Genomic DNA, 23,397 nt, shown 5'->3' with positions numbered 1-23,397 from the left:
TGCTTGCCAGTGCTATGCTTTACTGACATATATCAGGAATGAGAGCGCGCCACTCACCCCTCCATACAGGAGTTTATTATGAATGATAATATCGCACGCAAAATGCGCCAGACCTATAACATTGCGTATTGGGGCGGTGGTTACTATCAGGTGAATGAGCGCGGAAATGTCTGTGTTTGCCCAAACCCTGAAAACCCTGACACTTTTGTTGATCTTGCTGAATTAGTTAACCAAGTCAAAGAAGAACAAGAGCATTTGCGCTTGCCTGCATTGTTCTGTTTTCCTCAAATCTTACAGCACCGTTTGCGTTCAATTAATGCCGCATTTAGACGTGCTCGTGAATCCTATGGCTATAAAGGCGACTATTTTTTGGTTTATCCAATTAAGGTAAATCAGCAGCGCCGCGTGATTGAGTCATTGGTTAATTCAGGAGAACCATTAGGGCTTGAGGCAGGTTCGAAAGCGGAACTTATGGCGGTACTCGCCAACGCAGGCAAAACACAAACCGTCATCGTCTGTAATGGTTATAAAGACCGTGAATATATTCGCTTAGCGTTAATCGGGGAAAAATTGGGTCATAAGGTTTATCTTGTGATCGAAAAAATGTCTGAAATTGAGATGGTGTTAAAAGAAGCGGAAAGCTTGAATGTGACGCCTCGTTTAGGTGTGCGTGCACGTTTAGCCTCTCAAGGATCAGGCAAATGGCAAGCCAGTGGCGGCGAGAAATCAAAATTTGGTTTGGCGGCTACGCAGGTTCTGCAATTGGTGGAAATTTTACGTAATGCAAATCGCTTAGATAGCCTGCAATTACTGCATTTCCATTTAGGCTCACAAATGGCCAATATTCGCGATATCGCGACAGGGGTTCGTGAATCTGCACGTTTTTATGTGGAGTTACATCGTTTAGGTGTCAATATTCAATGCTTTGATGTGGGTGGCGGTTTAGGCGTTGACTATGAAGGAACACGTTCGCAGTCCGATTGTTCAGTTAACTATGGCTTGAACGAGTACGCGAATAATGTGATTTGGGCAATTGGCGATGCGTGTGAAGAATTTGACCTTCCACATCCAACCGTCATTACGGAATCAGGTCGTGCATTGACAGCGCACCATACTGTGTTGGTCTCGAATGTTATCGGTGTTGAGCGTAACGAATTTACCAAAACCTCACCGCCAGATGAAGACGCACCACGCTCTTTGGTATCACTGTGGGAAACATGGGAGTCCATGCAACACCAAGGCAATAGTCGTTCGCTACGTGAATGGTTGCATGATAGCCAGTTCGACTTGCAAGAAGCCCATACCCAGTATGCTCATGGCGTACTTGATTTAACTCAACGCGCATGGGCAGAAGAGCTATACCTCAATATTTGCCGTCGCATCCAGCAAGACTTAGACCCAAGCAACCGCGCTCACCGTCCAATCATCGACGAGCTGCAAGAGCGCATGGCAGATAAGTTCTATGTAAATTTCTCATTATTCCAATCTCTGCCAGATTCATGGGGGATTGACCAAGTTTTCCCTGTGTTACCGATTGAAGGCTTAGATAAACCGTTAGACCGTCGTGCGGTGCTCTTAGATATCACGTGTGACTCTGATGGGATCATCGACCATTACGTTGATGGTGATGGTGTCGAAACCACCATGCCAATGCCAGCATATGATCCAGAAAACCCACCAATGATTGGTTTCTTTATGATAGGTGCCTATCAAGAAATCTTAGGCAACATGCATAACCTATTCGGAGATACTGCAGCAATTGATGTGTGGGTCGATAGCCAAGGTAATATTCGTTACCTACAAAGTGAAGAAGGCGACTCAGTGGCAGATATGCTGCAATACGTCAAACTGGTGCCAGAGGTACTGTTAGACAGTTTTACAGAGCAAGTCAAAGGTACGGGGCTGAGCGAGCAGCTGCAAAAAGACTTTGTGGCAGAATTCGAAAATGGGTTGTATGGTTATACTTATCTCGAAGACGAATAAATACTTAATGCTCGTCATATTTCGTGCTGTGGCGGTGTTGGCTGCACTCGGCTACTCGGGTCACATACTCTTGTATGCTCCCCGAGATATCCTCTCTTGCCGCCTAGCCACAACGCGAACTATTTAGCGCATCAAGAAGGTGAATAGATAATAACTTTATGCGCATAACATGACTTGTTATTTATACTGTGCGAAGTTGATTAGGTAAAAACCATTCGAACCAAATATTAAAGGGGCTTGCTAATAGGCGGGTCTATTTTGAGGAATAAAAAATGATTAATAGTACTTTAGGTAATCAAGTTGATAATTCACTGGTTTCTAACGCATTTGGTTTTTTACGTTTCCCACTGAATTTTCAACCATATAGCTCAGACGCTGAGTGGGTTATTACAGGTGTGCCATTTGATATGGCAACCTCTGGCCGTGCAGGTAGCCGTCATGGGCCTGCGGCAATCCGTCAAGTATCTACTAACCTAGCATGGGAAAGCCATCGTTGGCCGTGGAACTTCAAACTGACAGAACGTTTAAACGTGGTAGATTGCGGCGATGTCGTGTTTGCTTTTGGTGATGCACAAGACATGTGCGATAAACTGCAAGCACATACTGAAAAACTGTTAGAGTCAGGCAAACGTTGCTTAACCTTTGGAGGTGACCACTTTGTCACGCTGCCACTGTTACGTGCACATGCAAAACACTTCGGCAAAATGGCGCTAGTGCATTTTGATGCTCACACTGACACTTACGGCAATGGTAGTCAATATGACCATGGCACCATGTTCTATCATGCACCAAAAGAAGGTTTGATTGACCCAACGCGCTCAGTGCAAATTGGTATCCGTACTGAGCACGATAGCGACAACGGTTTCACTGTACTCGATGCAGGGCAAGTGAATGACCGCGGTGTGGACGAGATGGTTGCGCAAATTAAAGAGATCGTGGGTGACATGCCAGTGTATCTAACCTTTGACATTGACTGCCTTGACCCTGCGTTTGCACCAGGCACAGGCACACCAGTCGTTGGCGGTTTAACGTCAGACCGTGCACTGAAATTACTGCGTGGTTTACAGCCATTAAATATCGTTGGGATGGATTTAGTGGAAGTGGCTCCCGCTTATGACCAATCTGAAATCACCGCATTAGCCGCGGCATCGATTGCTTTAGAAATGCTGTATATTCAAGCGTCTAAAAAATAATTATCCGCTTATAGCGATATAGTTAGCTATCATGAAGCCACCAAATTGGTGGCTTTTTTATGTTGGTATATTCAACAATCGTGTATTAAATAGTGGAGTTTCGCACTTTTTGCTCACTTGTTTGAGAATGATTTTTATTAACGAATACCTGCTAATTTACGAATTTGTGTACTTTTCGTTGGTGAGTAAAATAAATAGCGCTATCAGATAGTGAAATGTTTTTTATAAGTTCCAAATGGTAGATTAAAATCATTTCTTTGTAACTTATTGTTATTATTGTTAACTTATAAGTCATGGTGGACTAGTCATTTTGGCTATGAATAAGTAGGAGAACAGTATGGCTTTAAATAACAAAGTTATTTTAGTGACCGGAGCGGCACAGGGAATTGGTCGTGGTATTGCACTGCGTTTAGCAAAAGAAGGTGCGGACATTGCACTGGTTGATTTGAAAAAAGACAAACTGCAAGATGTGGCTAAAGAAATTGAAGCATTAGGTCGTAAAGTCACGACGTTTGCTGCGGATATTAGCCAGCGTGACCAAGTGTTTGCAGCGGTTGCTCATGCAGAAGCTGAGCTAGGTGGTTTTGATGTGATGATCAACAACGCAGGGATTGCGCAAGTTAAGCCAATCGCTGATGTTCGCCAAGAAGATATGGATTTAATCTTCAAAATCAACGTAGATGGCACTATGTGGGGTATTCAAGCTGCCAGTGAGAAATTCCAAGAGCGTAAGCACAAAGGGAAAATCATTAATGCCTCTTCTATTGCTGGCCATGACGGTTTCGCTATGTTAGGTGTATATTCAGCAACCAAATTTGCGGTGCGTGCTTTAACACAAGCGGCGGCGAAAGAGTACGCAAGTTCAGGTATTACTGTAAATGCATATTGCCCAGGTATTGTTGGGACAGACATGTGGGTGGAAATCGATGAGCGCTTTGCTGAAATTACAGGCGCGCCAAAAGGTGAGACTTACAAAAAATATGTTGAAGGTATCGCATTAGGCCGTGCTCAAACTCCTGATGATGTCGCGGGCTTAGTGGCGTTCTTAGCAAGCGATGACTCTGACTATATTACAGGACAATCTATCCTGACGGATGGCGGGATCGTTTACCGTTAATAGAAGGTGGTAATATTAGGATGGCAATGATAGCCGCTGTGAATTATTCACCGCGGCTTTTTATGTTATGCGGCGTGGTTTTGCAGGTCAGTTAAAATAGCGTCGGCTTGTGTCCAAAGCAAGGAACCGCCTTCTTGTGTGTATAAATGATGGCTACAGTTGAAAAAACGGTCGGCCAAAACATCGCCAAAATCAGGGGAATGCACGGTGCTCATATCCAATTCACCATACCATAATGAGGTTGGGCAGGTGATGTCTTCAGGGGTGAACTCCCAGTTCTGCAGGGAAAGCAATAAATCCTGCACATAGCCTTGATTGCCTTGAGAAAAAGCACGGCGTATACAATCGGTATAGGCCTCTAAAAAATGTGCTTCATTGTATAACTGTTGGTCGATTTCTGCACTGCAATTGAGGATAAATGCTAGTAACCATTCGCCAGTGACATTTTTCTGTAACCAGTCGGATAAGTTCTCAGGTGTATTCAGTGCTTGTTCCTGCATATTCACTACGTCAGCGGTTAATTTAGCGCGAGTCGCAGGGTATTCGAATTGGTCTTGCCCAGACACAATCGAAAGGGAAACAGGCTGGCAATAATGGGCAACTGCCATCGCGAAAACACCACCTTGGGAAAAACCCAGTACCGAAAATTGGTTAATTGCTAGGTTATCAAGTAGTGCTTGAATATCGAATGCAAAGCTTTTTAATGATTTTTTGGCGTGAAAAGTGGAATCACCGAGGCCAGCACGTTCTGGCACAATTAAGCGAATGTTGTATTTTTCCAGCAAATCTAAGCCAAAGCCAAGGTTGCCACTCATTCCTGCACCAGTACAAAAAATCACAGGAAAACCTGTTTTGGGCCCTGATTCAAACCAGCAAAGTTGACGGCCATCAGAGAGCGTCATGAAGTGTTGGCGTGGGTTAATCAACGGCACATTGTACATGGTAAATTCCTAAAACAGGCAAAGAAAGATTGGGTGATAAGATGGTTCAGTTAATAATTATTCAAACTGGCATTGTTATGGTTGCAATTTTAAAGTATTAAAGAGGTAAATTGCAAAATATTAGCTGAATAATTAACGAAAAGAGGTGTTCATGGCATTTTCGGCGTCAGAAAAGCAGGTTTTATTGGCAGTGAAAGGGGTTGGCCCGATGGTGATCAGCCGTTTGGAACAGATGGGGTTTTCATCATTGGCTCAGCTTAGTGAAGCATCTTATGATGAAATTTTAATTGCTGGTGCTGCACTTACAGGTTCAAGTTGCTGGAAAAATAGCCCACAAGCTAAGAAAGCAGTTGAAGGGGCTATCTTAGCTGCAAAGCAAGCGCTTGAATTAGGGCGTTAATTTACTTTGTGTTTCATTTTCCATTTTTTGCTGCGCAGAATATTGAGCATTTGAACGGTCATGGAAAAGAACATTGCAAAATAGATATACCCTTTAGCAACATGAACTTGTACGCTTTCGAGTATCAGTGTAAAGCCGACTAAAATTAAAAAAGAGAGCGCGAGAATTTTAACGGATGGGTAGCGTTCGACAAAGTCACCAATACTTTTTGCGGCTAACATCATGATAAGCACTGCAATAATCACTGCGGCCATCATAATAAACAGGTGATCAGAAAGCCCAACGGCGGTGATAACGGAATCGAGGCTAAAAATAATATCTAACAGGGCAATTTGTACAATAGCGCCCCAAAATGAATGCACTTGCCGCTGCGCAAGATTGTTTTCATCCTCTCCTTCAATAGTTTCAAAAATTTCTTGGCTGGCTTTCCATATCAGGAAAATTCCCCCTGCACATAAAATGATATCTCGAGCGGAAACGACATGGTCTGCAATGGTGAATAACGGGGTTGTGAGGCGTGATAACCAGGCAATTGAGGCTAATAAGGCAAGGCGCATGACCATCGCTGCAATTAGCCCTGTACGCCGGGCACTATTTTGTTGGTGAGCGGGGAGCTTACTCACTACGATACTCAAAAAAATAATATTATCGATACCTAAAACTATTTCCAAAATGGTTAGAGTGGCAAGTGCCATCCAAGCATTGGGGTCGAGTATCCATTCAAACATCTGTGTACCTTTTATTATGAAACAGGGATAAATGTTTATCGTCTGCTTTGGTACAGGCGACACCTTGTTGATTAAGTGAGATTAAAATGCCGAGCTAACAGTGGGGCGGTAAAATCTTTTTTAAGGTAGAAACCGCGAGGAAGCGTCATAATGGGTTGGCCAAACTCGCCAATGGCTTCTGTCAGAGCCTTATTGTTTGCCGCTTTTGGGCGGATTTGTAGAACTTGCCCATGGCGTGCCGTAATTGTTTCGACTTTTCCCAACACAATCAAATCCATTAATTCTTCCCAATCTTGCCGTAGTAACTGTTCCTCAAGCGGGGATGGGCTCCAAATTACTGGGTTAGCGACCCGACGTTCCGCTAAGGGAATTTGGCGTTCACCTTCAATAGGAAACCACAGTATACGCGATAGTTTACGCCGTACATGGCTATTTTCCCATGTTAAACCGCTGTTCCCTGTTAAAGGGGCAACGGAGACAAAGGTCGTTTCGAGAGGAACACCATGGCGGTCGATAGGGATAGTTTTGAGCTCAACGCCAATGTGGGCAAAATCTTGCTCCGCCTTACTACCTGCACTCGCCCCTAAATAATATTCAAGTAGCATGCCTACCCAGCCTTTATCACGTTTTAGATCGGGGGGGATAGGGACACTGGCAATTTGGGCGAGTTCACCTAAAGTATAGCCGGCAAGCGCTTGAGCCCGACTCATTAAGGTAGCTTCGTTATCTGGCGGTTGTGGTGGCGTAAATGACATAGTGCTCTAAAAATTAAATGTATAAAAAACAGTCAAAAATAATTCAAATAACTAAGAGAGTATAACACTTTTTCATGACTATTTTTAACTGCATGATATATATGTAGTTAATGCTTTTTATCCAACGGTATTAAATTTTGTTTATCGGGTTATTCATGTTCATCCCAAGATAATCACAGGATCATACACTAGGTTATCCACAGGTTTTCTGGATAACTGTGTAAAACAGTGATTACTGTGTGTATTTACAGCCTTGACGAATGGGGTTTTATGACGTTCATCACAAAAATAGAGTAAGTTAAACACATTAGTTGTGGATAAATACGACGTTGTTTGATATTTGTTCAGTTAAAGTCCTAAGCTTTTTAGTGAAAAAATTAACCAGTGGATAACGTGTTTTTTGGGGCTTTATTTCGTTGATTTATCAAAGTTTATTAGATTTTAATTATTTTTGATAAAAACCTGATTTGGGGATATACCCTGATTGCTATAGGGTTGTTCACATGGATATCCACAGAAAAAGTGAATAACATCCTTATTATTCACTTTGGCTGTTTATAACTATCATAAATTAGACAGGTTATCCTCAGAAGGCTTAAACCATGCGGATTTAAAATCAAACCAACCAAAGGTATTCATCCTAACGCCGCGCATAGTGCGTTGACCTTGCAACTCAAGCCAGTGGTGAAATATAGGATGAAAGATTTGTGAGTCAATTAAGCTTTCACACCACGCTTCGACATCAAAAGTATTATTTCGCCATTGATTTAATTGCGTATCGAGGCTATCACCAAGGCACTGACGTAATAGTGGCATTTCATACAAGGTGGCAAAGATAGAAAACTCAAGGGGTTTAAAGAAATTGGCGGTGGCTAGCCAAATATCACTTTGGGAATTGCCGTTAAACCAGTCATCATAGTCAACAATGTTGATTTTTAACTCGACTCCTTGTTCATGCAACACTCGCTTCATAATTTGGCTGATTGCATAGAACTCGTGGTGGTGATGGTAAAATGTGACCGTTAGCTCTGTGAGGTCGTCAGGTTTGGGAAATAACGTTAGCATTTTGCTGTGATGCCAGTGCAGCAATAAACCATAAGCAGGTGCCCAATGGCGCTGGTAAAAAGGTTCACAATGAGCAAGTAGGTTGACAGGCGTGAGAAAGCTGCATAGCCATTTGCGAACGTCTTCCCGCTGTGATAACTCAGAGCGTTGATCCATCAATAAAAAATAACAACCTTCTTCCATACGGCTTTCTAAGGAATCATTATGGTGTTTATCACCATCCATTTTTAGAGTGGTACACACCATTTGTTCTGAAAGTTCAGGTACAACCCAAATGGTGACCTCATCCAAGAGCGCGCGATAACCAAAGTAGCGGTCAAAGGCGGTAATGGTCAGCTTTTGAGGCAGGTTTTTATCAACTTGGTAGGGGCCAGTGCCAATAGGGTAGCGGTTAAAGTTTTCTAGGCTTTCCCATTCTTTAGGTAAAATAGCCGCATGGTGACTACCTAACAACCAAGGCAGTTGTTTATCAGGCTGATTTAACTGAATATCAATGACATAAGGCTGTGGTGAACTCACAGATTGAATATGGGAAAATAGCGGCCAGCACTGTTTTAAACGTAATAATGAGTGAATAATATCTTCCGCAAGCATTTCCCGCCCATGATGGAAATAGATAGCAGGGCGTAAATAGAAACGCCAATGGGTGTCACTGATGTCCTGCCAGTGGTGGGCTAGCCCGTCTTCTACTTCCCCTTTTTCCTCATTTATATGGGTTAACCCATTAAAAATTTGGCTCATTAAATGAATTTCGGAGCGGCGCATGGGGGCTCCCGGCAATAAATTGGGGAAATCACGGTAATAAATAATGCGTAAGAGATTTTTTCCTTGCCGATAGCTACGCTCTAATTCGGAAAGCACCATTTGTCGGATAGTTTCTTTATCACCCACTAACGCCACGAGTTTTTCAATGCTTTCCTCTTTAAGCAGTTGTTCTGCTTGGGCTTGCTGGAGTTCTAACCCATTCACATGGAAAATAAGTGTAGAACGCTTGCCTCGACCAGATTCCGCTTGCCAACTTAACCAACCATGGCCTTGCATGTTATTTAATAACGTTCGTACATGACGGCGCGAACAGAACAAGATATCAGCAATATCTTGCAACGTGGTTTCACTATCGTGCCCTTGAAAATGTTGCCAGAGGCGAACGAATTGTGTTTGTAAGCGTGTATTAGACATAAAAGAGGAACTCCGGCAAAAATTGCATCAATTTTAATTTCCTAATATCTGCGGATAATAGGTGGCAGTAAGTAGCTCGTTTGGCTTGCAATTGCAAGCCGACTCCCCCATTTAGAGTAATGGTGTCTGTCACCAAGCCGGTTTTTACCGGCTTTTTTTTATTTTTTCGTCATATTTCACGTTATGGCTGTGTTGGCTTCGTTCGGACACCCTAGTCACATACTAGTGTATGCTCCTAGGGATATCCTCTCTTGCCGCCTTGCCATAACGTGAACTATTTAGAAAAAATCGTTAATCGTTAATCATGGCATTTCGTTTAAATAATTATACAGGAAGAAACTAATGGGGAAGTGATCTTTGAGGGGGAGAAGTGTAAAGAACAAAGAGTTCCGCATTTGAGTGCGTGAAAGTTTGAAAATGGGGATACTCTAGATAGCTCATATGGCGTGTAGGCAGCAAGCAAGGATACCTCGGGGAGCATACATATGTATGTGACCCGAGTAGCCGAGCGATGCTAACACCCACGCCATGTGAAATCTGACGAGTATCTTAGTTCATAAAGGTTGGGATTTGTTGCTCATAATTCTTTATTTGGTCGACATGTTGCAATGTCAAACCAATGCTATCTAACCCATTCATCATGCAATGACGGCGGAAACTATCAATATCAAAATGATAGGTTTTATCCCCTGCAGTGACCGTTTGTGCTTCTAAATCAACGGTAAACTGGCAACCTTCGTGGCTGTTGACGTAGTTAAACATCTCATCCACTTCTTGCTCGCTTAATTTGATTGGCAACAGTTGGTTATTGAATGAGTTGCCGTAAAAAATATCTGCAAAGCTTGGTGCAATAACCACTTGGATACCAAAATCCGTCAGTGCCCATGGGGCGTGTTCACGAGACGATCCGCAGCCAAAGTTTTCGCGGGCTAACAAAATACTCGCCCCTTTGAAAACAGGTTTATTCAGTACAAAATCAGGGTTAGGCTGCTGACCATTCTCATCTAAAAAACGCCAGTCATTAAATAAATGTTGACCAAAACCTGTGCGGGTGACTTTTTGTAAAAATTGCTTTGGAATAATCGCGTCAGTGTCCACATTCGCGGCGTCTAAAGGAGCAACAATGCCCACATGGGTGATTAACTTGTCCATTTTTCTCTCCTTTAAATCTGAATATCGCGAACATCAGCGAAATGACCATTAATCGCCGCCGCAGCTGCCATTGCAGGGCTGACTAAATGGGTGCGACCTGCTCGGCCTTGGCGACCTTCAAAGTTACGGTTACTGGTGGACGCGCAACGTTCACCTGGGTTTAAGCGGTCATTGTTCATGGCTAAGCACATGGAGCAGCCAGGTAACCGCCATTCAAAGCCTGCATCAATAAAAATTTTATCCAAACCTTCTTGTTCTGCTTGGGCTTTTACAGGCCCCGATCCTGGAACCACAATAGCTTGTACGCCATCAGCCACTTTTTTGCCTTTAGCAATTGCTGCGGCTGCACGTAAATCTTCAATACGTGAGTTAGTACATGAACCGATAAACACTTTATCGATCTTGACATCAGATAACTTAATACCTGATTGTAACCCCATATAAGCTAACGCTTTTTCAGCAGATGCGCGCTCAACAGGATCCGCAAAAGACTCTGGTGCAGGGATCGGTTGGTTGATTGCAATCACTTGTCCTGGATTGGTTCCCCAAGTCACTTGTGGTGCAATACTGCTAGCTTGAATGGTGATGACTTTATCAAATTTAGCATCATCATCCGTTTTTAAGGTCTTCCAATAAGCAACGGCGTCATCCCATTGCTGGCCTTTTGGTGCAAACTGACGGCCTTTCATGTAATCAAATGTTGTCGCATCTGGGGCGATAATACCTGCTTTTGCACCCAATTCGATGGCCATATTACAAACCGTCATGCGACCTTCCATACTCAGGTTTTCAATGGCTTCACCACAAAATTCAACAATATAGCCTGTACCACCTGCGCTGCCTGTTGTACCAATGATCGCCAAAACGATATCTTTTGCTGTAATGCCTGCAGGCGCCTTGCCGACCACTTCAATTTTCATGGTTTTTGCACGAGCTTGTTTCAGTGTCTGGGTCGCCATAACATGCTCAACTTCTGACGTACCGATACCAAACGCTAATGCACCGAAAGCGCCATGGGTTGCGGTATGTGAGTCCCCACACACAATCGTCATACCTGGTAAGGTGATCCCTTGTTCTGGCCCCATTACATGAACTATCCCTTGGTATGGGTGGTTCAAATCATACAGGGTGACACCAAACTCTTTGCAGTTTTTCATCAGTTCTTGCATTTGAATACGCGCCATATCACCGCAAGCATTGATGTCTTTGGTTTGGGTGGATACGTTATGATCCATCGTAGCAAACGTTTTACTTGGTTGATGCAATGGACGGTTTTTGGTTCTTAACCCATCAAATGCTTGTGGAGAAGTGACTTCGTGTACCAAATGACGGTCGATATAAATCAAAGGGATTTCGTCTTCGACTTCACGTACCACGTGAGCATCATATAATTTTTGATATAAAGTTTTGGCCATGATTAAACCCCTTGTGCAATATAACGAGCAATAACATCGCCCATTTCACTGGTACTGATTGATTTGCCCGCACCCGCTAAATCGGATGTTCTGTGGCCATCTTCTAATGCTTTGTTAACTGCGCGCTCTATTGCATCAGCAGCATCGGCTTGGTTTAAGCTAAAGCGTAATAACATTGAGGCAGATAAAATTTGGGCAATTGGGTTTGCAATGTTTTTACCTGCGATATCAGGTGCTGAACCGCCTGCAGGTTCATATAAACCAAAACCGTCTGCATTTAAGCTCGCCGATGGCAACATGCCCATTGAGCCTGTGATCATTGCACACTCATCAGAGATAATGTCGCCAAATAAGTTAGAACATAAAACTACATCAAACTGCGATGGTGCTTTAATCATTTGCATCGCGGCATTATCGATATACATATGATTAACTTCTACATCTGGGTATTCTTTGGCGATTTGGTTGACAACCTCACGCCATAATACAGAGCTTTGCAATACGTTTGCTTTATCGATTGACGTCACTTTATGTGTACGTTTACGCGCAGATTCAAACGCGATACGTGCAATACGCTCGATTTCGTAACGATGATACACTTCGGTATCAAACGCATATTCTTCACTACCTTCGCCTTTGCGGCCTTTCGGCTGGCCAAAGTAAATACCGCCTGTTAATTCACGAACACACAGAATATCAAAGCCTTGTGCAGCGATATCTGCACGTAACGGGCAAAATGCCTCTAAGGCCTGGTATAAGCGCGCTGGACGCAGGTTGCTGAATAATTTGAAATGCTTACGTAATGGTAATAATGCCCCTCGTTCTGGTTGGCTATCGGGTGGCAAATGTTCCCATTTTGGGCCGCCAACTGAGCCAAACAACACCGCATCAGCTTCTTCACAACCTTTTACCGTCGCTTGTGGCAGTGGCTCGCCATGATTATCGATGGCCGCACCACCGACATCATATTCTTTAGTGTTAATCGTAATAGCAAAGCGTTTGCTCACTGCATCCAAGACTTTATGCGCTTGTGCCATTACTTCTGGACCGATACCATCTCCCGGTAATACGGCAATTTGATAACTAGACATGGTTACACTGCTTCCTTTGTGTTTGATTGTAATTCTTGGTTTATTTTTTGTTTTTCGATTTCGACTTGTTCAGAACGCCAAATGCTGTTTAAGACGTGAACCATCGCTTTTGCTGAGGATTCAACGATATCTGTTGCTAAGCCCATGCCGTGGAACTTACGGTTATGGCATTCCACCACGATATCCACTTGGCCTAATGCGTTTTCACCATGACCTTTTGCAGATAACTGATAAGAAACTAATTTCATTGGGTAATTGGTGATGTTGCTAAAGGCTTGGTAGATAGCATCTACAGGACCATTGCCTGTTGCAGCTTCAGATTTCACTTCATCGCCACACTGCATTTTGACAGTTGCGGTAGCCACAATGCTTGAACCAGACTGTGTACTGAAATAATCCATCACAAAGTGGTCGGTTTCATCTTGTTGCTTAGTAAAGAAAGCCAAGGCTTCTAAGTCATAATCAAACACTTGACCTTTTTTATCGGCTAAGTTCAAAAACGCGGTGTACAACTCATCCAATTTGAAGTCTTTGCCTTCGTGATAGCCCATTTCTTCCATACGGTGTTTCACGGCAGCGCGGCCAGAACGAGAGGTTAAATTTAATTTCTCTGCTTTTAAACCAATTGACTCAGGCGTCATGATTTCGTAAGTTTCGCGGTTTTTTAATACGCCATCTTGGTGAATACCTGAGGAGTGGGAAAACGCATTGCTACCAACTACTGCTTTATTGGCTGGGATTGGGGTGTTGCATAATTGGCTAACTAATTGGCTAGTGCGATAAATTTCTTTGTGATTAATATTGGTGTGGACATTTAACATTTGCTCGCGCAATTTAATGGCCATAATGACTTCTTCTAATGCTGTATTTCCAGCGCGTTCGCCTAATCCATTAATAGTCCCTTCTACTTGACGAGCTCCCGCTTGAACGGCGCTAATAGAGTTTGCGACGGACATGCCTAAGTCATCGTGGCAGTGAACTGAAATAATGGCTTTATCAATATTTGGAACACGGTTATACAAATCGGTAATGATACCGCCAAATTGATAAGGTGTTGTATAGCCTACGGTATCAGGAATGTTAATGGTGGTTGCACCTGCATTAATAGCCGTTTCAACAATACGGCACAAATTGTCAGGGTCTGTACGTCCTGCATCTTCACAAGAAAATTCAACATCATCCGTGTAGCGTCTTGCACGTTTGATAGAGTTGATTGCCATATCCATCACACCATCAAACGACTTATTTAATTTTTTCTCCATATGTAAATTGGAGGTGGCTAAGAAGATATGGATACGGAAGGCTTCAGCCACTTTTAAGGATTCTGCTGCAACATCGATATCATTTTCAACACAACGAGCCAATGCGCAGATACGGCTATTTTTAATTTCACGAGCAATAGTTTGAACTGATTCGAAATCGCCTGGTGATGACACAGGGAAACCAGCTTCAATAATATCAACGCCTAAGCGTTCTAATGCGAATGCGATTTGTAATTTCTCTTTTACGGACAAACTTGCTTGTAACGCCTGCTCACCATCACGTAATGTGGTATCGAAAATAATGACTTGGTTGCTCATATTGTGTTCCTCATATCGAATTTTGTTTTAATAAATTGAGTTTTATGTTCTTCCAAAGCCGCAGGCATAAAAAAACCCGCGGGTTGCGCGGGTTCTTAATGTTTGTGGACAGTGCCTTTCTATTTTCCGTCCATAAGCATACCGCGCAAATTTAATGCGAGTAGTAGTAGGCTTAGTAGGCGAATAGAAAATGTCATTTTAAACTGTCTCTCATCAATATCTAAATTAAACTGTATTTATTGATACGTGATCTTAAAGTTAATGTCAATCATGGATTTCTGACTGTTTTTTACCAATTGTGAATTAAGCCCTTGAGTTAGGGTATGTGACTATTTTCACTAATTTCTATGATGTTTTTGCCTATTTTTTGAGTCTAAACTTAGGGTAAAATTCTTTCAATGAATTTCATTGGTGTCTTTGATTCATGTAACTTATTGTTTTTTAAATTATTGTTGGCTTTTTTTGGGTTTAATGATTTGTAAAAAAGATAAAACACATAAAATTAATTACTAAAATCAATAGCTATTGATTAACTTAGTTGTCTAATAAATGAATAAGTAAAAATTAATCTGATAATAAGAATAATTACAGAATCCAAATGCGATTTATTATGATTTCTTCGGGAAATTGTTTTATTATTTTTACTGAGAGTAATCGTGATTCTAATACAAAAATATCACTCATTACCTTGGTGAATGTTTGCGTTTTATAATGATATCTATTCTGTGAATTATAATTAATGAGTAAAGTAATAGAAACGTCGTTTTAATAAATGCAGGGAAAGCGAAATAGCTTACTATCTATAAGTTGTTTCAGAAATAATATTTAACGAGTTTATATATTCGTCGGTATTTTTAAGGTGAATTTGTCTTTTCGTTAATGAAAAATGATAAATATATTTAGTGGAGTAAAAAATGACTGATTTTGATACGATTTCAACAGGTAAAAAAGAAAGCAGCGATATTCACCTACGTAATGTTGATTTAAATTTATTAACCGTTTTTGATGTCGTTATGCAGATGCAAAATGTCACGAAAGCAGCACAAGTTTTGGGGATGTCTCAACCCGCGGTGAGTAATGCGGTTTCACGTTTAAAGTCAATGTTTAACGATGAACTATTTGTTCGTTATGGCCGTGGTATCCAGCCTACATCGCGGGCAAAACAGCTTTTTGGGCCTGTAAGACAAGCGTTGCAATTAGTGCATAATGAATTACCTGGCGCAGGTTTTGAGCCACAAGATAGCGACCGTATATTTAATTTATCGATTTGTTCACCTTTAGATATTCGCCTGGCTGCTATGATTGTTGCAAAATTTAAAATGGCCTCACCTAATATTAATGTGTTTATTCATTCATTTTTGGATAATAACATTGCACATCAGTTAAAATATCAAGAAATAGATTTCTTTATTGGATATAACCAATTCGAAAAACCCGAATATCAACATCAGGTTTTATTTAATGATGAACTGGTATTAGTTACAGCGAATAACCATCCACGAATTGTTAATTCTATTAAAGAGTATGATTTAATGAATGAACGACACGCAATCATGTCAATGGACAATATTGGTTCATTCAGCAAACCTTATTATTACAATACTGAATTGTCCCATACTATTAGTTATCAAGGCACTGACCTCAGTAGTGTATTAAATATCGTTGCACAAACCGATTTAGTTGCAATTGCGCCTAAATGGTTAGTTGAACATTATACAGGGCAACTGAAATTACGTACTTTACCGTTGCTTTTAGAAAGTCAGTCTCGTCCTTGTTATCTGACATGGCATGAATCAACTGCAAGGGATAAAGGCCACCAATGGATGAAATCGCAATTCAGCCAAATGATTGCGGAACTCTTGGACCAAGCTGTCGCGGCTTAAGGTAAATACTCTGAATGGAGCCTTGAACTATAGGATTCTTGGCTCCAAGACAAGTTAATTCACTCATTCTAGAGAATACTATGATGAGTTTTGCGGCAAACATAACATTTGCAGAAAATTTACATACAAAAACTTTCCTCCTACGTTATTAGTCGATACACTGCCGATATTCAGCTAACACTTGTAAGCTGAAATAATGAAACGGTTAAGTTCTTGTGAAGATACCGAGTGACTTATATCAATAATGACCGATAGGGAATTAACTTTGATTACTGAAAATCTATATCCATACCATTTAGTCAATCGCTTACGTAGCAGAATCAACGCACACGAATCAGCGAGCCGGATAGCTTTCAGTCAATGGAATAATGGGCAACAAAGCTCATTAACATGGAATGAAGTGGGGGAGCGCATCTCTGCGATTTCTCGCCACCTCTTGGCCTTAGATGTTTCAACACAGGAAAATATTGGGTTATTTGCCCATAACAGCATGAATTGGTCACTGATTGACTTAGCGTCACTTCAGATTAGAGCAGTGACGGTTCCGCTTTATGCGACCAGCAGTGTTGAACAAGCCGCTTATATTATCAACGATGCCAACATTAAAGTGTTGTTTGTCGGTGAACAAACGCAATATGACATTGCGTGCCAATTGCCTGCGCTTTGCCCGCAATTAAAAATGATTGTCGTCATGGACGAGAGTGTTGAGTTGATTGATAACTCAGTGGCAACCTTACACTTGTCGACTTTTATGGCACAAGCACAACCTGAATACCAAATGGAGCTGGATGCCCGAATTTCAGCCCATAACCTCAGTGATTTATTTACGATTATCTATACATCAGGCACTACAGGCGAGCCAAAAGGCGTTATGTTGGATTATTACAATATGGCTGCCCAACTGTATCTGCACGATGAACGATTACAACTCACCGCCGATGATATTTCGTTAAGCTTTTTACCGTTATCTCATGTGTTTGAGCGCGCTTGGAGTTTCTATGTCATGCACGTGGGGGCACTTAACGTCTATTTAACGGACACCAATTTAGTGCGAGAAGCGCTAGCTGATGTCAAACCAACGGTGATGTGTGCAGTGCCGCGTTTCTATGAAAAAGTTTACAGTGCGGTGCAAAGTAAGGTATCGAAAGCGTCGTGGGCACGTAGAATGCTATTTAAGATGGCAATTTCCCTTGGTAAACGTCGCATTAAAGCGTTGTCAAAAGGCGGCACACCATCATTAATCAATCAGGCTATCTTCCCATTAGCGGATAAATTGGTTTTAAGTAAAATACGCGAGGGGTTAGGGGGGCGCATTCGTTTTATGCCCGCCGCAGGAGCGCGTTTAGATGACGATGTTATTGCCTTTTTCTTATCCGCAGGCGTGGATATTAAATACGGCTATGGTATGTCAGAAACATGCGCGACGGTTTCATGTTGGGAAGAAGGTAAATATCCACTAGGTTCGATTGGTACACCATTATCTTCGGTTGAAGTGCGTATCGGTAAAGATGATGAGATCCAAGTCAAGGGCCCTGTCGTGATGAAAGGTTACTACAATCGCCCGAATGAAACCTTAGACACGTTTACCTCCGACGGTTGGTTAAAAACAGGTGATGCAGGGAAAATTGACGAGCAAGGTAATTTATATATTACGGATAGGCTCAAAGACTTAATGAAAACGTCTAACGGCAAGTATATTGCACCTCAAATGATTGAAGGGGTATTAGGCCAAGACAAATTTATTGAGCATATTGCCGTCATTGCCGATGCACGTAAGTTTGTTTCTGCATTGATAGTTCCTTGTTATGACAGCCTAGAAGAGTACGCGCATTCGATTAACTTAAAATATCGTGATCGCCTTGAGTTGCTGAAAGATTCTAATATTGTGGCACTTTTTGAAGCTCGTTTAAAAGATCTGCAAAAAAATATAGAGAATTTTCATCAGGTTAAGCGTTTTACCTTGTTGCCCACTACGTTTTCAATGGAAAAAGGTGAATTAACGCCAACGTTGAAATTGCGCCGTAAGATTATTTCTGAACGCTATCAATTAGAAATTGAGTCTATGTATCAAGAGTAATTAAGCGTTTTATTATCAGGCTTATCTATTTCGGTAGGTGAGCCTGATTTCTATATATTCATTTCATCCATGTTCTTTTTTCTTATTCATTACTGTCTGCAGTACAAAATATTTCACGTCGTTAGTTGGTTGGAAAATAGTCAATATTTCTTCCATTTTTTCCATATGCAGTTATTCCCTCTGTGAACGATAAATGTTTAAGATGATGTGAAATACTTGCTATTTTTGTGCTGAAATGATGTTTGCTTCGTTTCAGCCAGAGAGATATGTTAATAGCACGCATTAACCTGTTTAAACGATAAAAATAAAGGGGTAATTAATACCTCTTAACTTGCAAATAATGTCTGGGGGCAAACTCATGGAGAAGTTGTCGGGAGCTGAAATGGTCGTCAAATCATTGATTGACCAAGGAGTAAAGCACGTGTTTGGATATCCAGGCGGTGCAGTATTAGATATTTATGATGCGCTTCATACCGTTGGTGGTGTGGAACATATTCTGGTGCGTCATGAACAAGCCGCAGTGCATATGGCCGATGGCTATGCTCGCTCAACAGGGGATGTTGGTGTAGTTCTCGTCACTTCAGGCCCCGGGGCAACTAATGCGATTACTGGCATAGCAACTGCTTATATGGACTCTGTGCCGATGGTGGTGCTATCAGGGCAGGTTGCTAGCTCTTTAATCGGTAATGATGCATTCCAAGAATGTGACATGGTAGGAATATCTCGCCCGATAGTGAAACACAGTTTCTTAATTAAAAGTGCTGAAGAAATTCCTGAGACGATTAAAAAAGCCTTCTACATTGCGGCGAGTGGTCGCCCTGGACCTGTCGTTATCGATTTCCCGAAAGATACGGTAAACCCTGCACTTAAGTTTCCTTATCATTATCCTGAATCTGTTTCTTTACGCTCGTATAACCCTACACTGCAAGGGCACAAAGGGCAGATCAAAAAAGCACTTTCTAAATTAGTCGCTGCGAAAAAACCCGTCTTTTATATTGGTGGCGGTGCGATTAACGCCAATTGCTCAGCGGAAATCATTGAATTAGCAGAGTCATTAAAATTGCCTGTTGTATCCACGTTGATGGGCTTAGGGGCATTTCCTGAAACTCATAAGCAATCCGTAGGGATGTTAGGTATGCATGGGACTTATGAAGCAAATAAAGTCATGCATAATTCAGATGTCATTTTTGCTGTTGGCGTGCGGTTTGATGACCGCACTACGAACAATTTAGAAAAATATTGTCCGAATGCGACTGTGATCCAAATTGACGTTGACCCAACTTCAATTTCAAAAACGGTAAATGCAGATATTCCGATTGTTGGTGATGCGAAATCAACCTTAAAACAAATGTTAGGGCAATTAGATCAAGCTGTTGCAAAACAAGATGAAAATGCATTAAAAGATTGGTGGAAAGACATTGAAGAGTGGCGCAAAAAACAGTGTCTACGTTATGAAACCAATCAAACAAAAGTCAAACCACAGCAAGCCATTGAAATGATTTACCGTTTAACAAATGGTGAGGCATATGTGACATCTGATGTTGGTCAGCATCAAATGTTTGCCGCATTGTATTATCCTTTTGATAAACCAAGACATTGGATAAATTCAGGTGGTCTCGGCACGATGGGCTTTGGCTTACCTGCTGCATTAGGGGTGAAGTTAGCCCATCCAAACTCAACAGTGGTTTGTGTGACGGGTGATGGCAGCATCCAGATGAATATCCAAGAGTTATCAACGGCATTGCAATATGGCTTGCCTGTGTTAGTTCTGAACCTCAATAATGGCTTTTTAGGGATGGTGAAACAGTGGCAGGATATGATTTATCAAGGCCGCCATTCACAATCTTATATGCAATCGCTCCCTGATTTTATTAAATTAGCGCAGGCATATGGCCATGTTGGAATTTCAATTGCTTCTCCTGATGAACTGGAAGAAAAACTCAAGCAAGCGCTTGTGGAAGTGAATGAAAACCAACGCTTAGTATTTGTTGATATCAATATTGATGAAACCGAACACGTTTATCCAATGCAGATCCGTGGTGGAGCAATGGACGAAATGTGGTTGAGTAAAACAGAGAGGACCTGATTATGCGTCGTATTTTATCCGTTTTATTAGAAAATGAATCAGGTGCTTTGTCCCGTGTCATAGGTCTGTTTTCTCAACGTGGTTATAATATTGAAAGTTTGACGGTTGCACCCACTGATGACCCAACATTGTCACGAATGACTATCCAAACCAAAGGCGATGCGAAAGTTCTTGAGCAAATTGAGAAACAATTGCACAAGCTGGTGGATGTTCTGCGTGTGAGTGAGCTGACGGCTTCAGCACATATCGAACGTGAGATCATGTTAGTGAAGCTTCAAGCGTCTGGTTATGGGCGTGATGAAGTGAAACGCTGTGCAGATATTTTCCGTGGGCAAATCGTTGATGTTACACCAACGCTTTATACCGTTCAGCTCGCAGGAACAAGCGATAAACTGGATGCTTTCATCGAATCAGTACGTGGTGTTGCTGAAATTGTTGAAGTTGTACGCTCGGGTATTGTCGGTGTTTCGCGTGGTGACAAAATTATGCGGTGAAAAATTTATCTTCCAAAGGTAGAATACTCGGATATAAGGCCTCGAATGACTCGAGGCTGCTCCCGAAATTAAAAAGAGGTTAACGTGAAACTGGATGAGATAGCCCGTCTAGCGGGTGTTTCCCGCACAACGGCTAGTTATGTGATCAACGGCAAGGCCAAGCAGTATCGAGTCAGCGATAAAACTGTTGAAAAAGTGATGGCAGTCGTCAGAGAGCACAATTACCATCCAAATGCAGTTGCTGCGGGGTTACGTGCAGGGCGCACCCGTTCCATTGGGTTAGTGATCCCTGATCTGGAAAATACCAGCTATACACGTATAGCAAATTATCTAGAAAGACAGGCACGTCAACGTGGCTACCAACTGCTAATCGCGTGTTCTGAAGATCAACCTGACAACGAAATCCGTTGTGTTGAGCACCTTTTGCAGCGCCAAGTTGATGCTATTATTGTGTCGACTGCACTTCCACCAGAGCACCCTTTTTATCAGCGCTGGGCGAACCGTTCACTTCCTATCATTGCACTGGATAGGGCGCTTGAAAAAGAGCACTTTATTAGTGTTGTAGGGGATGACCAAGAAGATGCTTTTATGATTTCAGCTGAATTGCGTAAATTCAAAGCTGAATCGGTATTGTACTTAGGGGCATTACCTGAACTGTCTGTCAGCTATTTACGTGAACAAGGTTTCCGTAAAGCATGGAATGGCGATACACGTGAACGTGAAGTTGACTATTTGTATGCAAATAGCTACGAGCGAGATGCTGCCGCAGAAGTATTTGCGAATTGGCTCGACAGCGGTAATGAGATGCCAGATGCGTTATTTACAACATCCTTTTCTTTACTCCAAGGCGTACTGGATGTGGCTCTTAAACGTAGTGGCCGTTTGCCTGAGCATATGGTTATTGCGACTTTTGGGGATAACGAATTATTGGATTTCCTCGGTTGCCCTGTGCTATCACTTGCTCAGCGCCACCGTGATATTGCAGAGCGTATCTTAGAACTAGTATTAGCTAGCCTCGATGAAAAGCAAAAACCCGAGGCAGGTATCACTCGAATTCGTCGTGACTTATGTCGTCGTGGAAGTTTAGGTCGTAAGCAATAAAAAATAGCCGCAACTTTAGGCGATCAGTGTAATGCCATTCAATAATGAGTGATGTTGATCACGATTATGAGTAATATAAGGGCCCCTACAATGTAGGCGTCCTTTTTTTATAGGCTAAAAATAAGTAAATATTTAACTTTAGGAATTATCCTAGTCGATTATTTATTTATTTTGTAACAAAAGCTAAATGCGATAAAAACAAAAATAAAAAAGGTTTTTGCATAGGTTTGCATTGGGTTGGTTACTTCTTTTGTAATTTTAATACTGTTTATTAAAACAGTTGTTTAGTTCAATGAAATATAACGGTTTTATTTTACTGGAGAGGCGTTTTTATCTTTACAGTGCATCAACACTGTTTTACGAACAGATTAAAAGTAAAGAATTGGTACGAAATACACTGATTAAAAATGAGATAGAGATTGGATTTAGCGTCGTTTGTATGATTTTTCAACAATAAACAGCCACTTTGCTATTTTGTGCGAAATTTATAAAATAAGCTAATTATATCAATTTGTTATTTCTTATTTTCTTTCCAAGTAAGATTTTACTCGTCCTTCTATTTTCTGAATTGTTCTGTAAATAAACCTAAAGCCAGGTGTGACTGGCTTGACAAGGTTTTCATACCATTCGTAAACTTTATATGTGGAGAATTGTGGGGTAAAGTGGGTAGCTAGGAAATAAAAGGGGTTTAATCGGGTATGTTTCGTGGAGCAACACTGGTTAATCTCGACAGCAAAGGGCGGCTAACCGTGCCTACTCGTTATCGAGGAATGCTGACCGAGGAAGCGAAAGGGCAAATGGTCTGTACCATTGACCTTCACCAGCCGTGCCTGCTGCTTTATACCTTGCCTGAATGGGAAATCATTGAAGAAAAGCTGTCTCGTTTATCTACCATGAACGAAGCAGAACGACGTGTACAACGGCTTTTACTGGGTCATGCTAGCGAATGCCAGATGGATAATGCAGGACGTCTTTTGTTAGCCAATACATTGCGCCAACACGCAGGGCTAACCAAAGAGGTCATGTTGGTTGGCCAGATTAATAAATTTGAACTTTGGGATGAGCAAACTTGGTACAAACAAGTGGAAAATGATATCGCTGCGGAGCGTCTCACCACTGAACCACTCTCAGCCCGCTTACAGGATTTGTCACTATAA

At 41.8% G+C, this 23,397-nt stretch carries 18 protein-coding genes; 10 read left to right on the top strand and 8 right to left on the bottom strand.

Features of this window, described 5'->3' with window-relative positions; translation table 11 throughout:
• Window positions 1-78: 78 nt before the first annotated feature.
• From speA to AABS66_RS11785, 3 genes are all read left to right on the top strand, one after another.
• Window positions 79-1,983, top strand: a complete 1,905-nt coding sequence (gene speA, locus AABS66_RS11795) for a biosynthetic arginine decarboxylase (RefSeq protein WP_206082724.1) — start codon at window positions 79-81, stop codon at window positions 1,981-1,983.
• Between the two features lie 272 nt (window positions 1,984-2,255).
• Window positions 2,256-3,176 carry an agmatinase gene (gene speB, locus AABS66_RS11790; RefSeq protein ID WP_206082723.1) on the top strand — a complete coding sequence of 307 codons (921 nt, stop codon included), beginning with the start codon at window positions 2,256-2,258 and terminating at the stop codon, window positions 3,174-3,176.
• 337 nt (window positions 3,177-3,513) lie between these two features.
• Complete coding sequence (locus AABS66_RS11785; RefSeq protein ID WP_102137372.1) at window positions 3,514-4,293, top strand: acetoin reductase; 780 nt, start codon at window positions 3,514-3,516, stop codon at window positions 4,291-4,293.
• A gap of 65 nt (window positions 4,294-4,358) precedes the next feature.
• On the opposite strand, the gene AABS66_RS11780 is transcribed toward AABS66_RS11785, so the two are convergent.
• On the bottom strand, window positions 4,359-5,234 hold the full coding sequence (locus AABS66_RS11780) for an alpha/beta fold hydrolase (RefSeq protein ID WP_206082722.1): 876 nt from the start codon (window positions 5,232-5,234) through the stop codon (window positions 4,359-4,361).
• Window positions 5,235-5,385: 151 nt separating this feature from the next.
• Between AABS66_RS11780 and AABS66_RS11775 the strand changes: the two genes are divergently transcribed.
• The gene (locus AABS66_RS11775; protein WP_206082721.1) at window positions 5,386-5,634 is read left to right on the top strand and encodes a helix-hairpin-helix domain-containing protein; all 249 of its coding nucleotides are present in this window, start codon (window positions 5,386-5,388) and stop codon (window positions 5,632-5,634) included.
• Here the strand turns inward: AABS66_RS11775 and AABS66_RS11770 are convergent.
• The 7 genes from AABS66_RS11770 to leuA all read right to left on the bottom strand — a co-directional run bounded on the left by AABS66_RS11770 (window position 5,631) and on the right by leuA (window position 14,599).
• Window positions 5,631-6,362 carry a TerC family protein gene (locus AABS66_RS11770; protein WP_206082720.1) on the bottom strand — a complete coding sequence of 244 codons (732 nt, stop codon included), beginning with the start codon at window positions 6,360-6,362 and terminating at the stop codon, window positions 5,631-5,633. The genes AABS66_RS11775 and AABS66_RS11770 overlap by 4 nt on opposite strands.
• Before the next feature lie 71 nt (window positions 6,363-6,433).
• Window positions 6,434-7,117 carry a DNA mismatch repair endonuclease MutH gene (gene mutH / locus AABS66_RS11765; RefSeq protein ID WP_206082719.1) on the bottom strand — a complete coding sequence of 228 codons (684 nt, stop codon included), beginning with the start codon at window positions 7,115-7,117 and terminating at the stop codon, window positions 6,434-6,436.
• Window positions 7,118-7,681: 564 nt separating this feature from the next.
• Window positions 7,682-9,361, bottom strand: a complete 1,680-nt coding sequence (gene sgrR, locus AABS66_RS11760) for an HTH-type transcriptional regulator SgrR (RefSeq protein ID WP_272539107.1) — start codon at window positions 9,359-9,361, stop codon at window positions 7,682-7,684.
• 549 nt (window positions 9,362-9,910) lie between these two features.
• Window positions 9,911-10,513: a 3-isopropylmalate dehydratase small subunit gene (gene leuD, locus AABS66_RS11755; RefSeq protein ID WP_206082717.1), complete on the bottom strand. Its 603-nt coding sequence runs from the start codon at window positions 10,511-10,513 to the stop codon at window positions 9,911-9,913.
• A gap of 11 nt (window positions 10,514-10,524) precedes the next feature.
• Window positions 10,525-11,928, bottom strand: a complete 1,404-nt coding sequence (gene leuC / locus AABS66_RS11750; RefSeq protein ID WP_272539108.1) for a 3-isopropylmalate dehydratase large subunit — start codon at window positions 11,926-11,928, stop codon at window positions 10,525-10,527.
• Window positions 11,929-11,930: 2 nt separating this feature from the next.
• A complete protein-coding gene (gene leuB / locus AABS66_RS11745; RefSeq protein ID WP_206082715.1) occupies window positions 11,931-13,019 on the bottom strand; it encodes a 3-isopropylmalate dehydrogenase in 1,089 nt (362 codons plus the stop codon).
• Window positions 13,020-13,021: 2 nt separating this feature from the next.
• Window positions 13,022-14,599, bottom strand: coding sequence for a 2-isopropylmalate synthase (leuA, locus tag AABS66_RS11740; RefSeq protein WP_206082714.1), 1,578 nt, complete (start codon window positions 14,597-14,599; stop codon window positions 13,022-13,024).
• 914 nt (window positions 14,600-15,513) lie between these two features.
• Between leuA and leuO the strand changes: the two genes are divergently transcribed.
• From leuO to mraZ, 6 genes are all read left to right on the top strand, one after another.
• Complete coding sequence (gene leuO, locus AABS66_RS11735; RefSeq protein ID WP_430224942.1) at window positions 15,514-16,482, top strand: transcriptional regulator LeuO; 969 nt, start codon at window positions 15,514-15,516, stop codon at window positions 16,480-16,482.
• 244 nt (window positions 16,483-16,726) lie between these two features.
• Complete coding sequence (locus AABS66_RS11730) at window positions 16,727-18,559, top strand: AMP-dependent synthetase/ligase (RefSeq protein ID WP_430224941.1); 1,833 nt, start codon at window positions 16,727-16,729, stop codon at window positions 18,557-18,559.
• Window positions 18,560-18,917: 358 nt separating this feature from the next.
• Window positions 18,918-20,645 (top strand): acetolactate synthase 3 large subunit, encoded by a 1,728-nt coding sequence (gene ilvI / locus AABS66_RS11725; protein WP_206082711.1) that lies wholly within the window; start codon window positions 18,918-18,920, stop codon window positions 20,643-20,645.
• A gap of 2 nt (window positions 20,646-20,647) precedes the next feature.
• The gene (ilvN, locus tag AABS66_RS11720) at window positions 20,648-21,139 is read left to right on the top strand and encodes an acetolactate synthase small subunit (RefSeq protein WP_206082710.1); all 492 of its coding nucleotides are present in this window, start codon (window positions 20,648-20,650) and stop codon (window positions 21,137-21,139) included.
• A gap of 84 nt (window positions 21,140-21,223) precedes the next feature.
• Window positions 21,224-22,240 (top strand): catabolite repressor/activator, encoded by a 1,017-nt coding sequence (gene cra / locus AABS66_RS11715; protein ID WP_206082709.1) that lies wholly within the window; start codon window positions 21,224-21,226, stop codon window positions 22,238-22,240.
• Between the two features lie 698 nt (window positions 22,241-22,938).
• Window positions 22,939-23,397, top strand: coding sequence for a division/cell wall cluster transcriptional repressor MraZ (mraZ, locus tag AABS66_RS11710; protein WP_206082708.1), 459 nt, complete (start codon window positions 22,939-22,941; stop codon window positions 23,395-23,397).

Origin of the sequence: Providencia sp. SP181, from assembly GCF_050446505.1 — a bacterium.
In the GTDB taxonomy this organism is placed as follows: Bacteria; Pseudomonadota; Gammaproteobacteria; order Enterobacterales; family Enterobacteriaceae; genus Providencia; species Providencia vermicola.
This window is presented reverse-complemented; position numbering and strand designations above follow the sequence as displayed.

What these genes read in the sequence shown, in the direction of transcription:
- speA (WP_206082724.1), top strand. Translation starts at nt 79, where the DNA reads ATGAATGATAATATCGCACGCAAAATGCGCCAGACCTATAACATTGCG.
- speB (WP_206082723.1), top strand. Translation starts at nt 2,256, where the DNA reads ATGATTAATAGTACTTTAGGTAATCAAGTTGATAATTCACTGGTTTCT.
- AABS66_RS11785 (WP_102137372.1), top strand. Translation starts at nt 3,514, where the DNA reads ATGGCTTTAAATAACAAAGTTATTTTAGTGACCGGAGCGGCACAGGGA.
- AABS66_RS11780 (WP_206082722.1), bottom strand. Translation starts at nt 5,234, where the DNA reads ATGTACAATGTGCCGTTGATTAACCCACGCCAACACTTCATGACGCTC.
- AABS66_RS11775 (WP_206082721.1), top strand. Translation starts at nt 5,386, where the DNA reads ATGGCATTTTCGGCGTCAGAAAAGCAGGTTTTATTGGCAGTGAAAGGG.
- AABS66_RS11770 (WP_206082720.1), bottom strand. Translation starts at nt 6,362, where the DNA reads ATGTTTGAATGGATACTCGACCCCAATGCTTGGATGGCACTTGCCACT.
- mutH (WP_206082719.1), bottom strand. Translation starts at nt 7,117, where the DNA reads ATGTCATTTACGCCACCACAACCGCCAGATAACGAAGCTACCTTAATG.
- sgrR (WP_272539107.1), bottom strand. Translation starts at nt 9,361, where the DNA reads ATGTCTAATACACGCTTACAAACACAATTCGTTCGCCTCTGGCAACAT.
- leuD (WP_206082717.1), bottom strand. Translation starts at nt 10,513, where the DNA reads ATGGACAAGTTAATCACCCATGTGGGCATTGTTGCTCCTTTAGACGCC.
- leuC (WP_272539108.1), bottom strand. Translation starts at nt 11,928, where the DNA reads ATGGCCAAAACTTTATATCAAAAATTATATGATGCTCACGTGGTACGT.
- leuB (WP_206082715.1), bottom strand. Translation starts at nt 13,019, where the DNA reads ATGTCTAGTTATCAAATTGCCGTATTACCGGGAGATGGTATCGGTCCA.
- leuA (WP_206082714.1), bottom strand. Translation starts at nt 14,599, where the DNA reads ATGAGCAACCAAGTCATTATTTTCGATACCACATTACGTGATGGTGAG.
- leuO (WP_430224942.1), top strand. Translation starts at nt 15,514, where the DNA reads ATGACTGATTTTGATACGATTTCAACAGGTAAAAAAGAAAGCAGCGAT.
- AABS66_RS11730 (WP_430224941.1), top strand. Translation starts at nt 16,727, where the DNA reads ATGACCGATAGGGAATTAACTTTGATTACTGAAAATCTATATCCATAC.
- ilvI (WP_206082711.1), top strand. Translation starts at nt 18,918, where the DNA reads ATGGAGAAGTTGTCGGGAGCTGAAATGGTCGTCAAATCATTGATTGAC.
- ilvN (WP_206082710.1), top strand. Translation starts at nt 20,648, where the DNA reads ATGCGTCGTATTTTATCCGTTTTATTAGAAAATGAATCAGGTGCTTTG.
- mraZ (WP_206082708.1), top strand. Translation starts at nt 22,939, where the DNA reads ATGTTTCGTGGAGCAACACTGGTTAATCTCGACAGCAAAGGGCGGCTA.